The organism is Streptomyces sp. 150FB, from assembly GCF_000818195.1.
In the GTDB taxonomy this organism is placed as follows: Bacteria; Actinomycetota; Actinomycetes; order Streptomycetales; family Streptomycetaceae; genus Streptomyces.
In genome coordinates, this window is sequence record NZ_JTHL01000001.1 from 5024648 (window position 1) to 5036734 (window position 12087).

The 12087-nt window shown below is 69.4% G+C and carries 12 protein-coding genes and 1 pseudogene; 5 read left to right on the forward strand and 8 right to left on the reverse strand.

The features are described 5' to 3' along the window. Window positions 1–459, forward strand: a pseudogene (locus tag QR77_RS47830) (hypothetical protein); the annotation flags it as partial. 500 nt (window positions 460–959) lie between these two features. Here the strand turns inward: QR77_RS47830 and QR77_RS21445 are convergent. Next, window positions 960–2579 (reverse strand): FAD-binding oxidoreductase, encoded by a 1620-nt coding sequence (locus QR77_RS21445; RefSeq protein ID WP_040023680.1) that lies wholly within the window; start codon window positions 2577–2579, stop codon window positions 960–962. Between the two features lie 226 nt (window positions 2580–2805). After that, window positions 2806–3030: a hypothetical protein gene (locus QR77_RS48925; protein ID WP_078876984.1), complete on the reverse strand. Its 225-nt coding sequence runs from the start codon at window positions 3028–3030 to the stop codon at window positions 2806–2808. A gap of 191 nt (window positions 3031–3221) precedes the next feature. Between QR77_RS48925 and QR77_RS21450 the strand changes: the two genes are divergently transcribed. Both QR77_RS21450 and QR77_RS21455 read left to right on the forward strand, forming a co-directional pair. Continuing rightward, a complete protein-coding gene (locus tag QR77_RS21450; RefSeq protein ID WP_040023681.1) occupies window positions 3222–4085 on the forward strand; it encodes a hypothetical protein in 864 nt (287 codons plus the stop codon). Window positions 4086–4245: 160 nt separating this feature from the next. Next, the gene (locus QR77_RS21455) at window positions 4246–4497 is read left to right on the forward strand and encodes a hypothetical protein (RefSeq protein WP_040023682.1); all 252 of its coding nucleotides are present in this window, start codon (window positions 4246–4248) and stop codon (window positions 4495–4497) included. A gap of 54 nt (window positions 4498–4551) precedes the next feature. Here the strand turns inward: QR77_RS21455 and QR77_RS21460 are convergent, their stop codons facing one another. Continuing rightward, window positions 4552–4947 (reverse strand): metal-sensitive transcriptional regulator, encoded by a 396-nt coding sequence (locus QR77_RS21460; RefSeq protein WP_040023683.1) that lies wholly within the window; start codon window positions 4945–4947, stop codon window positions 4552–4554. A 279-nt stretch (window positions 4948–5226) separates the two neighbouring features. Between QR77_RS21460 and QR77_RS21465 the strand changes: the two genes are divergently transcribed. Then, window positions 5227–5847, forward strand: coding sequence for a DUF47 family protein (locus QR77_RS21465; protein ID WP_040023684.1), 621 nt, complete (start codon window positions 5227–5229; stop codon window positions 5845–5847). 5 nt (window positions 5848–5852) lie between these two features. After that, a complete protein-coding gene (locus QR77_RS21470) occupies window positions 5853–6851 on the forward strand; it encodes an inorganic phosphate transporter (RefSeq protein ID WP_040023685.1) in 999 nt (332 codons plus the stop codon). 156 nt (window positions 6852–7007) lie between these two features. On the opposite strand, the gene pstB is transcribed toward QR77_RS21470, so the two are convergent. The 5 genes from pstB to QR77_RS21495 form a co-directional block, all read right to left on the reverse strand. After that, entirely contained in the window at window positions 7008–7784 is a 777-nt protein-coding gene (gene pstB / locus QR77_RS21475; protein WP_040023686.1) for a phosphate ABC transporter ATP-binding protein PstB, read from the reverse strand. Window positions 7785–7837: 53 nt separating this feature from the next. Then, the gene (pstA, locus tag QR77_RS21480) at window positions 7838–8920 is read right to left on the reverse strand and encodes a phosphate ABC transporter permease PstA (RefSeq protein WP_040023687.1); all 1083 of its coding nucleotides are present in this window, start codon (window positions 8918–8920) and stop codon (window positions 7838–7840) included. Beyond that, a complete protein-coding gene (pstC, locus tag QR77_RS21485; protein WP_040023688.1) occupies window positions 8917–9909 on the reverse strand; it encodes a phosphate ABC transporter permease subunit PstC in 993 nt (330 codons plus the stop codon). Before pstC ends, pstA begins: the two co-directional genes overlap by 4 nt. Before the next feature lie 120 nt (window positions 9910–10029). Next, window positions 10030–11163 carry a phosphate ABC transporter substrate-binding protein PstS gene (pstS, locus tag QR77_RS21490; RefSeq protein ID WP_040023689.1) on the reverse strand — a complete coding sequence of 378 codons (1134 nt, stop codon included), beginning with the start codon at window positions 11161–11163 and terminating at the stop codon, window positions 10030–10032. Window positions 11164–11436: 273 nt separating this feature from the next. Next, window positions 11437–11892, reverse strand: a complete 456-nt coding sequence (locus tag QR77_RS21495; RefSeq protein WP_052489673.1) for an NUDIX hydrolase — start codon at window positions 11890–11892, stop codon at window positions 11437–11439. Between the last annotated feature and the right edge of the window lie 195 nt (window positions 11893–12087).

Genomic DNA, 12087 nt, shown 5'->3' on the forward strand with positions numbered 1-12087 from the left:
GGCGGCGCCGGTACGGAGTCGGGGGCGGGCCGCGAGGTGGACGCCGGGGCGGATGCCGCGCCGGACCGCGCTGTGGGCTTCGGGGCCGACGACCGGGAAGCCGGGCGGGAGGCGGCCGCGGTGGCCGAGCGTGAGCGTGAGGTCGAGCTCGGCTTCGGCGACTTCGGGGGCTTCGGAGTCCCCGGCGGCTTCGCCGACTTCGACCTCCGGGCCGCGTTCGCCGACGCCTTCGCCTTGGCCGAAGCCTTCCCCGAAGCCTTCCCGGATGCCTTCGCCCTCTTCGAAGCCGCCACCGCCGGCGGCTCCGGCCTCGACGTCGCCGAGATCGTCTCCGACGTCGCCGGGCTCGCCCGCTTCGTCGCCCTCACCGTCGTCGACAGCAGCCGGCCGTTCGGCGCGAGCAGGCTGAAGCCCCCGATGTTCTGCCCCCGGGGCCGGCCCGGCCGGTCGTTCTTGTAGTAGTACAGCGGGTGCTTCTCGTAGATCACCTGCGGCTTGTCGCTGTGCGCCGCGTCCTTCGCCGTCCGCGTGAGCGTGCCGGTGACGCCCCTCGCCCGCTTCGGGGTGCCGACCGCCGCCGGCCAGGTGGTGGCGCACGTACCCGTACAGCCGGACCTGCCGGGCTTGTCGGCGAGCCTGGCGTACAGCGGGTTGCCCCGCTCGTCGGCCAGCACCTCTCCGGCCGCCGTGCTGATACGTGTGAGCTCGCGCGGCTCCGTGGGCCTGGTCACCGCCTCGGCCGTGCCGCCGGGTGTGAGTGCGAGGAAGAGGGCGGCGGCCGTCGCGAGCGCGGCTATCCGAGGTCCGTTTCGGTGCGTGCGGTGCATGGGTACAGGCCATCGTCCGGAGCCCCGTACGGCCACTTCGGTGGACCGTACGGGTTACCCGGCGCTCCCATCCGCGCCCCATCCGCGCCCCGACCGTCCCCGCCGCCCCTCCAGGGCGTCCCCGGCGCCGCCCTACAGCGCCTGCGCGAAGTCGAACAGCCTCTCCGGGTCGTACTGCTTCTTCAGCTTCGTGAGACGGTCGGCCGCCGGTCCGTAGTACGCGTTCCGCCAGTCCGTCAGCGTCGGGTCGATGTAGTTCTGGTACGCCGCGCCCGACGCGTACCGCCGTATCGAGGCATGAGCGGTTTTCAGCCATGCCTGCTGCTCGTTGCCCGCCGTGCCCGGCTCCCAGGAGGCGATGTACTGCGCCAGCATCCGCGAACTCCGGTGGACGAACGACGTGGCCATCGGGTCCACCCGGTTGATCGCGCCGCCCAGCGCCGTCAGCGCGATCGATCCGCCGCCACCGCCCGCCGACGTCGGGATCCGGGTGAAGTCCTCGGCGGCGGAGATCAGGGCGGCCCGGCCCGCCGCCGACAGCGAACGGTCGAAGAAGTCGGAGGCCGCAGCGTACGTCTCGCGCTGGAGCGCGCCCCGCGTGCTGCGGCCGGGGGTCGTGCCCGGCAGCCTGCACTGTTCCGCGGTGAGGCCCGAGCAGCCCGCGTACACCTGCATCGCGTCGCCGTAGCTGCGGCTCTTGATGGAGACGGAGTTGGCGGGGCCCGGGCCGCCGGGGCCGTCGGCGAGCCTGTCGACCGCGTTGTGCAGGTCGGCCTCGCTGCCCAGCGAGAAGACGGAGACGGAAGCGGTGGGGGTGACGCCGCCGGGGCCGCCGTCGAAGTGGAGCGACGACCAGATCTCGTCCGGCTGGTCCGGCCCCCACTCCTGCCAGGCGGCGAGCAGCGCGTCGGCCTTCGACCACGGCCAGCTCATGAACGCGGAGACGCCCTCGGGCGCGGGGTGGGTACGGAAGCTCAGCTCGGTGACCACGCCGAAGTTGCCGTTGCCCGCGCCGCGCAGCGCCCAGAAGAGGTCCTTGTTCTCCTTGGCGTCGGCGGTCAGCCGGCTGCCGTCGGCCATGATGACCGTCGCCGAGGTGAGGTTGTCGCAGGTGAGGCCGTAGGCGCGGGCGGCGACGCCGTGGCCGCCGCCGAGGGTGAGTCCCGAGACGCCGACGGTGGGGCACGACCCGGCCGGGATCGTACGGCCCTTGGCGGCGAGTGTCCGGTAGACGTCGCCGAGCCTGGCGCCGGCGCCGACGGTGCCGTCCGAGGAGGCGTGGCTCAGCGAGTTGAGCTTCGAGATGTCGATGACGAGACGGCCGTTGCCGCTGGAGAAGCCCGCGTACGAGTGCCCGCCACCGCGTATGGAGACGGGCGTGTGGTGCGTACGCGCGTAGGCGAGGCACTCCTTGATGTCGTCCTCGCTCGCGACGAAGGCGATGGCCGCCGGCTTCAGGCTGTCGAAGCGGGTGTTGTAGAGCTGCCTGGCGGTGGCGTACGCGGCGTCGTCGGGCTGTACGAGGTCGCCGTCGAGGCCCTTCGCGAGGGCGGACCAGCTCGGGGCGCCGGGTGAGGCGCTCGCCGTCGGGGTGCGGCCGGATGCGGTCGTGGCCGTGCTGCCCGCGGGTGCCGTACCGCCCGTTCCGCCGCCCTTCCCCGAACTGCCGCCGCTGCCGCCGCCCGTGCAGGCGGTCGCGACGCCCGCCGTGACGAGGGTGGCCGCGGCGGTGAGCAGTGTGCGCCGTTCCATGGGACGACCTCCTGTGGTGCGCTGACGCGCGGTGGATCTGTGTGTGGTCCGGCCCCCGGAGAACCTGACGGCGCGAGGAGGTCATGAGGTTCCGTGTCGCGGATGATGTTTGCCTGCCGTTGAAGTACGGCACGCCGAGCCGCCGGACACACCGGCCCGTATGGGAACACACCGGCGCGGACCCGTGTACACCGTCGTGAAGTCGGCTGCGGGATACGCGTGGCGGTTACGGGTTGAGGGCGTGCGCCGCCGCGTCCGTACGCGCGAGATCGCGCGATCTCCGGGCGGGCCCCGACCAGCCGCAGACGCACCGGGCCAGGCAGAACGACCCGCGTTCGGTGGTCGACGTGGCGTGGGGTGACGGCGGGGTTCCGGCTGACCCAGGTGCTGCGGGTGGGGCGGACGGTGTGGGTGAGGCGGTGGGGGGATCGCTGACATCTGACTCGCACACAGCTCCACCGTACCGGCGCCTCCGGGGCGGGTACGGGCGTCCGGACCCATCAGTTTCAGTCACCATCCACCTCCTCGGCGTGACGGGTGGGGCGAGGCGTCGTTATGCGGGTCATGCGGTACGGACGGGCTTCGGACAAGCAGTCAGCCCCGCGCACGCGGGGACGGTCCCGCGTTGGGGGTTGGCAGGCGATGCTGGCGCGACGGCACAGGCACGGGCGCGGTGGCGTGCCCTTCGCCGTCGTGGCCGTGGCGGGGGTCGTGGCGGCGGTGACGGCCACGGCTGCCGGCTGCTCGGCGGGCGGTGGCGCGGCCGCGGCGGGCGGCGCCGTGGTCGACGGCCGTCCCGCTGGTGATCCCGGGGCGCTGCGCAAGGCCGCCGACACACTGCTGGTGGCGGGCAGTTCCCAGGCCAGTACGTCGATGGAGATGGCGACGGGCGGGACCCGGGTGACCATCAGGGGCGAGGGCTCCTACGACTTCCGCAGGCGGATGGGGAGGCTGACGGTCGTCCTGCCCAAGGATCCGGCGGGCGCGAGCGAGCACCGGCCCATCACCGAACTGCTGTCGCCCGGCGCGCTGTACATGAAGAACCGCGGCGCCGGCGTGCCCGCCGACAAGTGGGTCAGGGTGGACGCGACCGCGCTGGAGGACGGGAATCTCGTCACCGGCGGGGCGACGGACCCGCTGGCGGCGGCCGAACTGCTGCGCACGGCGGAGAAGGTGACCTTCGTCGGCGAGCAGGATCTCGCGGGTGCCAGGGTGTGGCACTACAAGGGGGTCACGGACATCTCCCGGGCGGCGAAGGCGGCCTCACCGTACGCGCGTGGTGCGCTGACGGCGGCGGCGAAGGGGTTCGCCGACGACACCGTGCGGTTCGACGCCTACCTGGACGACTCAGGGCGGCTGCGCAAGGTCAGGCATCTGTTCAGCTATCTCAACCAGGGGCATACGGTCGCCGTCGCGTCGACCACGTTGCTCTACGGGTTCGGGCTGCGGGTGGCGGTCGCGCTGCCGCCACGGGGCGACATCTTCGCCGGAGAGATCAAGGCGTAAACCGGCAGGATCAAGACATGGCCGCGGAAGATCAAGGCGAAAATGGTCCGGACGTGCCATGCGCGTCAGGCGTCACCCTCCTTACGCTGGGTCTGCCCGGCCCAGGAAGCCGGGCTCGGCAGGCAGATCGGCGCAGACCGGCAGGAAGAGGTGACAGCCCGTGGCTCGGTTGCGTACGCCGACCGTCCAGGACCACGTGGCACTCGCCGAGATCGAGCTGTGCGGAGAGCTGATGATCGCGGCGTCCGCCGTGGACGACGACATGCTCAGCCTTGACCGCATCGACGAGGTGCTGCGCGCGGCGCCCGAATGCCCGGACTCCGGCGCTTCCCTCTTCGCCGCTTTCCCGTCGGCCCCTCCCGCTCCCCGCGCTCCTTCGGCCTCTTCCGCCACCACCTGCCGTACGACCTGACCCGGGGCGAGCGGTCGGTTCGTACCAGCGGCCGTTGCGTTCTTGCTTACGTACTTACGTACGGAGCAGCCGCGCGATGGCCTTCGTCGCCTCTTCGACCTTCGCGTCGATCTCCGTCCCGCCCCTGACCGCGGCGTCGGCGACGCAGTGCCGCAGGTGCTCCTCCAGGAGCTGGAGCGCGAAGGACTGGAGCGCCTTCGTGGAGGCGGAGACCTGCGTGAGTATGTCGATGCAGTAGACGTCCTCGTCGACGAGCCGTTGCAGGCCCCGGATCTGGCCCTCGATCCGGCGCAGCCGCTTGAGGTGTTCGTCCTTCTGTTTGTGGTATCCGTGCACACCGCGCTCGTGGTCGGTGGTGGGAGTTGTCACAGTCGTGGCGCCGTCCCCCTCCGCCGTACCGGAAGGTACGTCGCTCGCGGCGCCGCCGCCTGCCGCCTCGGTGGTCGTCATCGCGTCCTCCCGTTGTCCGGCCGGTGGTGGCCGGTTCCTTGTTGCTGGCTGGTTGTGGTGGGCCGGCGCCGGTCGGCGTCGTCGATGAGTTTCGGCCTGCTGTCCGGAACGTGGTGGTATACCCCACGTGGGTATAGGGTACCTGCCCGCGAGCGCGGGGACAGGGGCCTGTGCCGCGCGCGGTGCGTCATGGGCGACACTGGGTCCGGCCCGTTAGCCGTGGCCGGATGATGCGCCTAGCATCAGCCTGACCGAATCCATGTAACCCGAGGAACCCACGTGCGATTTCGTCTGACCCCCAGGGAGACGAGCTTCTACGACATGTTTTCCGCGTCCGCGGACAACATCGTCACGGGCTCGAAGCTCCTGATGGAACTGCTCGGGGCGGATTCCTCCGCCAGAGCCGAGATCGCGGAGCGGATGAGGGCAGCGGAGCACGCGGGCGACGACGCGACGCATGCGATCTTCCACCAGCTCAACTCCTCCTTCATCACACCGTTCGACCGTGAGGACATCTACAACCTGGCCTCCCAGCTCGACGACATCATGGACTTCATGGAGGAGGCCGTCGACCTGGTCGTCCTCTACAACGTGGAGGAACTGCCCAAGGGCGTCGAGCAGCAGATCGAGGTGCTGGCGCGGGCGGCGGACCTGACCGCCGAGGCCATGCCCCACCTGCGCACGATGAACAACCTCACCGAGTACTGGATCGAGGTCAACCGCCTGGAGAACCAGGCGGACCAGATCCACCGCAAGCTGCTGGCCCACCTCTTCAACGGCAAGTACGACGCGATGGAGGTGCTCAAGCTCAAGCAGATCGTCGATGTGCTTGAAGAGGCCGCCGACGCGTTCGAGCACGTCGCGAACACCGTGGAGACCATCACGGTCAAGGAGTCCTGACCCTCGTGGACACCCTTGCACTGGTCGTGACCATCGGCGTCGCGCTCGGATTCACGTACACGAACGGTTTTCACGACTCCGCGAACGCCATCGCGACATCGGTGTCAACGCGCGCGCTGACGCCCCGCGCCGCGCTGGCGATGGCCGCGGTGATGAACCTCGCCGGTGCCTTCCTCGGGCAGGGCGTCGCCAAGACCGTCAGCGAAGGGCTCATCGAGACCCCCACCGGGTCGCGGGGGATGACCATCCTCTTCGCCGGACTGGTGGGTGCGATCGTCTGGAACCTGATCACCTGGTACTTCGGCCTGCCGTCCTCGTCCTCGCACGCGCTGTTCGGCGGCCTGGTGGGCGCAGCGCTCGCCGGCGGTACGGATGTGATCTGGAAGGGCGTGCTGGAGAAGGTCGTCATCCCGATGTTCCTGTCGCCGATCGTCGGTCTGATCGTGGGCTATCTGGTGATGGTCGCGATCATGTGGATATTCCGGAAGTCCAACCCGCACAAGGCCAAGCGCGGCTTCCGGCTCGCCCAGACCGTCTCGGCGGCGGCGATGGCGCTCGGACACGGGCTCCAGGACGCGCAGAAGACGATGGGTGTGGTGGTGATGGCCCTGGTCATCGCCAATCTGGAGGACTTCAGCGACCCGATCCCGATCTGGGTCAAGATCGTCTGCGCGCTGATGCTGTCCCTGGGAACGTACGCGGGTGGCTGGCGCATCATGCGCACGCTGGGCCGGAAGATCATCGAGCTGGACCCGCCGCAGGGGTTCGCGGCGGAGACGACCGGTTCGGCGATCCTCTACACGACCTCGTACCTCTTCCAGGCGCCGGTCTCCACCACGCATGTCATCACCTCGGCGATCATGGGCGTCGGCGCGACGAAGCGGGTCAACGCGGTGCGCTGGGGCGTGGCGAAGAACATCATCCTGGGCTGGTTCATCACGATGCCGGCGGCGGGGATCGTCGCCGCCGTGAGCTTCTGGCTCGTGGACGTCATCTTCGGCTGAGGCTGAGGCTGAGGCGTACCGCCCCGACAAGCCGCGACAAGCCGCGTACCGCCCCGGCAGAACAATGAGGGCCCGCCCCCCGGGAGAGGGAGCGGGCCCGTCGTCTTGCGGTGGCACCGCCATGCAGCACCGCAGGACGTCTGAGTCGCCTGGTGCCTATCCGAAGCGGCCGGAGATGTAGTCCTCCGTGGCCTGTACGGACGGGTTGGCGAAGATCCGCTCGGTCTCGTCTATCTCGATCAGCTTGCCGGGCTGGCCGACGGCGGCGAGGTTGAAGAAGGCCGTACGGTCCGAGACGCGCGCCGCCTGCTGCATGTTGTGCGTCACGATCACGATGGTGAAGCGTTCTTTCAGCTCACCGATCAGGTCCTCTATCGCGAGGGTAGAGATCGGGTCGAGCGCCGAGCACGGCTCGTCCATCAGCAGGACGTCCGGCTCGACCGCGATCGCGCGGGCGATGCACAGACGCTGCTGCTGGCCGCCGGAGAGCCCGGAACCGGGCTTGTTGAGGCGGTCCTTGACCTCGTTCCAGAGGTTGGCGCCCTTGAGGGACCTCTCGACGACCTCCGCCAGCTCCTTCTTGGCGTACCTGCTGTTGAGGCGCAGGCCGGCCGCGACATTGTCGAAGATCGACATGGTCGGGAAGGGGTTGGGGCGCTGGAAGACCATGCCGACGGTACGGCGTACGGCGACCGGGTCGACGTTCGAGGCGTACAGGTTCTCGTCATCCAGCAGCACCTTGCCCTCGACGCGGCCCCCGGGGGTGACCTCGTGCATGCGGTTGAGGGTGCGCAGGAAGGTGGACTTGCCGCATCCTGACGGGCCGATGAAGGCCGTCACGGAGCGCGGTTCGACGGTCATCGATATGTCGTCTATCGCCCGGTGGGATCCGTAGTAGGCGGAGAGCCCGCTGACATCGATTCGCTTGGCCATGTGAATCACTGCTTCTTTCGTGGCCCCGCGCGGCGGAGCCGGATATCGGGGCCTCAGCGGCCGGTCTTCGGTGCCTTCCAGCGGGCGATGCCGCGGGCGAGGAGGTTCAGGATCATGACGAAGGCGATCAGCACCAGCGCCCCTCCCCACGCACGGTCGATGGCCGCGGGTTCACCGGCCTTGTACTGCTCGTAGATGTAGAACGGCAGTGACGACTGCGCACCACTGAACGGGTTGGTGTTGATCAGCGGGTTGCCGAAGACCAGCAGGATGACCGGAGCGGTCTCACCGGCGATACGGGCGATCGCGAGCATCACGCCCGTGGTGATCCCGCCGATCGCCGTCGGCAGCACGACCTTCATGATCACGCGCCACTTGGGCACACCCAGGGCGAACGCGGCCTCGCGCAGCTCGTTCGGGACGAGCTTGAGCATTTCCTCGGTGGAGCGCACGACGACGGGGATCATCAGGATCGTCAGGGCGAGCGATCCCTGGAAGCCGGACGGGCCGGCCTTGAGGATCAGCACGATCGACAGGATGAACAGACCGGCGACGATGGAGGGGATACCGGTCATGACGTCCACGAAGAACGTCACGGCCCTGGCCAGCGCGCCCTTGCCGTACTCGACGAGGTAGACCGCGGTCAGCAGGCCGAGCGGCACGGAGATCACGGTGGCGATGCCGACCTGCTCCAGGGTGCCGACGATGGCGTGGTAGACGCCGCCGCCCGCGTCCGAGCTGAGGACGCCGCTCATGGAGTGCGTCAGGAAGTACGGGGTCAGCATCTTCGCGCCGCGCCCGATGGTGGAGTACAGCAGTGAGAACAGCGGAACGACGGCGAGGATGAAGCAGACCCAGACGATGCTGGTCGCGAAACGGTCCTTGGCCTGGCGCTTGTTCTCGACCGCCGAGGTGATCGTGTAGGACAGGACGAGGAAGGCGACGACGGATATCAGGCCCCACTGGACCTTGCTCGTCAGGCCGGCCGCCGCGCCGATGCCCACGCCTATGACGATGCCGCCGGCGGCGAACGCCGCGGGTGCCCAGCGCGGGAGGCTGCGCCCGCTGAGGCTGTCCCGGCCGCCGCCGGTGGGCGGTGTCGGGGACGGCTTCTCCATGATGGCTGCGTGGCTCATGCGTTGGCCCCCGAGTACTCCTTGCGGCGGGCGATGATCAGACGTGCCGCGCCGTTTACCAGCAGGGTGAGGACGAAGAGCACCAGGCCCGACGCGATCAGCGCGTCCCGGCCCAGCGGGTTGGCCTCGTCGAATTTCGCCGCGATGTTCTGGGCGAACGTGCCACCGCCCGGATTGAGCAGGTGGAGCGACATCAGGTAGTTCGGCGAGAGGACCGTGGCGACGGCCATCGTCTCGCCGAGCGCGCGGCCGAGTCCCAGCATCGAGGCCGAGATGACACCGGAGCGTCCGAAGGGCAGGACGGAGAGCCGGATGACCTCCCAGCGGGTGGCGCCCAGTGCGAGGGCCGCCTCTTCGTTCATGCGCGGGACCTGGAGGAAGACTTCGCGGCTGACGCTGGTCACGATCGGCAGGATCATGATCGCGAGCAGGATGCCGACGGTGAGCATGTTGCGCGCGACGCCCGGTTCCGTCTGGTCGAAGATGTACGTCCACGCGAAGTAGTGGTCGAGCCAGAGGTTGAGGCCGTCGACGTACGGCACGAGGACCAGGGCGCCCCAGATGCCGTAGATGATGCTGGGCACGGCGGCCAGCAGGTCCACGATGTACGCGATCGGGGTGGCCACGGCGCGCGGCGCGTAGTGCGAGATGAAGAGGGCGATACCGACAGCGATCGGAACCGCGATGACCATCGCGATGATCGAGCTGACGATGGTGCCGACGAGGAGGACGGCGATGCCGAAGACCGGCGGCGTCTGGGACGGCAGCCAGTCGAAGGTGGTGAAGAAGTTGCCGTGGTCCTGGGAGATGGCGATGGACGCGCGGTAGGCGAGGAAACCGGCGATCGCCGCCATGACGACGAGCAGCAGAATGCCCGAGCCCCGCGAGAGGCCCGAGAAGATCTTGTCACCGGCGCGGCCGGTGGAGCGGCTCGACGAGCGGGGGGACGGCGGGGCCGGTGGCGTTTCTATCGGTGTGGTGGAAGCCATGATGTTTCCGGTCTGTGTGGGGGAGTACGGCTCCCCTGGCGGCGGTGCACCGGATGGGCGGACGGGCGGCCGGCCCGGACGCGATGGTCCGGGCCGGCCGACCGGGTGGACGATTACCGACTAGGAGAGGCCGGCGACCGTCGTACGGACCTTCGCGTTGATCTCGGCCGGGATGGGCGCGTAGCCGGCGGTGGTGAGCTGCTTCTGGCCCTCTTCGCTGGCGGTGTAGCCGAGGAACGACTTGACCGTGCCGAGGGTGTCGGCCTTGTTGCCCTTGTCGCAGGCGATCTCGTACGTCACCAGGACGATCGGGTAGGCGCCGTCCGTCTTGGTGTTGTAGTCGAGCTTGAGCGCCAGGTCCTTGCCGGTGCCGACGATCTGGGCGGCGGCGATGGCCTTGGACGCGTCGTCCGAGCTGGCCTCGACGGGGGCGCTCGCACCCGTGTCGATCTTGACCGTGGAGATCTTCTGCGAGGTGGCGTACGACAGCTCGAAGTAACCGATGGAGCCGTCGACCTGCTTCACCTGCTGCGCGACACCGGCGGAGCCGGACGCGGCCTGGCCGCCGGGGGCGGGCCAGGACTTGCCGCCCGGGAACTTCCAGGCGTCGGGGGCCGCGGCGGTGAGGTACTTGCCGAGGTTCTCCGTGGTGCCGGAGTCCTCCGAGCGGTGGAAGGGCTGGATCGCCTTGTTCGGGAGCTTCACGCCCGGGTTGAGCTTGGCGATCGCCGGGTCGTTCCACGTCTTGATGCTGGTGGAGAAGATCTTGGCGAGCGTGGGGGCGTCGAGGACGAGGCTGTCCACACCCTCCAGGTGGAAGCCGATCGCGATCGGGCCGCCGACCATGGGGAGGTTGATGCCCTGGCCGCCGGCGCAGACCTTCTTGGAGTCGGCGACCTCGGCGGGCTTCAGCGGCGAGTCCGAACCGGCGAAGCCGACGGTGCCGTTGTTGAAGGCGACGATGCCCTCGCCGGAGGACGACGACTTGTAGTTGATCTCGACGCCGGAACACGTGGCCATGTAGTTCTTGGCCCACAGGTCCATGGCGTTCTTCTGCGCGCTGGAGCCGGAGGCGCGGAGCTGGCCCTTGGCGCCGCTGCAGGCGGCGGCGTCGGCAGCGGCGGTGGGCTTCGCCGAAGAGCCGTCGTTGCCGCTGTTGTTGTCCGACCCGCACGCCGAGAGAACCAGGGCGCCGGAGACGGCGAGGGCACCGAGCGCGGTGGCGCGCAGCCCGTTCTTGCGCAAAAGCTTCACTTCGGGTGTTTCCTTCCAGGAGCCGCCTGCGTCCGAATGGTTGAACGGCGGCGTGCGTCGGGGTGGTCGGTGCGGCGCTGTGCCCGTCACCGTGTAAGGCCGAAATTAGGCAGATGAGGTGAAGCCGCCGACGGAAGGGAGTGAACGACAGGTGAACCGTGATAGACGGCCTGGTGCGGCTCGCTTCACTTGAGGTGGGTAAGTGTCACAAACAGCCTACGGAGGGGCCTGTGACGGCCGGTGCCGACGGTCCCGGTGAACAGCGGGCACCACTCAGGTGGCGTGGAGGGCGTTCAGCAGTGCGTCGATCAGCATCCGGTCGCGGGGCTGGGTGATGCGTACGCGGGCGGCCTCGGGGGAGAGCCAGAGCACCCGGTCGACCTCGTCGTTGGCGGCGAAGGCGCCGCCGGTGGCCTCGGCGGCCCAGTAGACGACCTGCTTGGGCCGGCCCTGGGCCAGATAGCTGACGGTGCCCAGGCGTACGCCGGGCACGCAGCGGTGGCCGGTCTCCTCCAGGACCTCGCGCAGGGCGCCGGTCAGTGCCTCTTCGCCGCGCTTGAGCTTGCCCTTGGGGTGGGACCAGTCGTCGTACTTGGGACGGTGGACGAGACAGACCTCCGTGGCGCCGTCGCCGTACGGCGCTCGCCGCCAGAGCACGCAGCCGGCGGCCAGCACGGTGTCGCGCTGCCTGCCGTGGTCGTCGCCGTTGTGCTCGGGGCCCCCGGACATGGTGACCTCGCCCCCGTCGCTGTCGTCGTTGTTGCTGTCGTCGGTGTTTTCGCTGGTGCTTTCGTTGTCGCGGCCGCCCGGCCGTTCGGGTTGGTCCGGCTGGTCCCCGGAGCCGCTCATGGCGCGGCTACCGCCGCCTGCTGCCAGACCTGCTGGAAGGCGAAGCGCGCCGCCTCCACCTCCAGCCGCTGATCG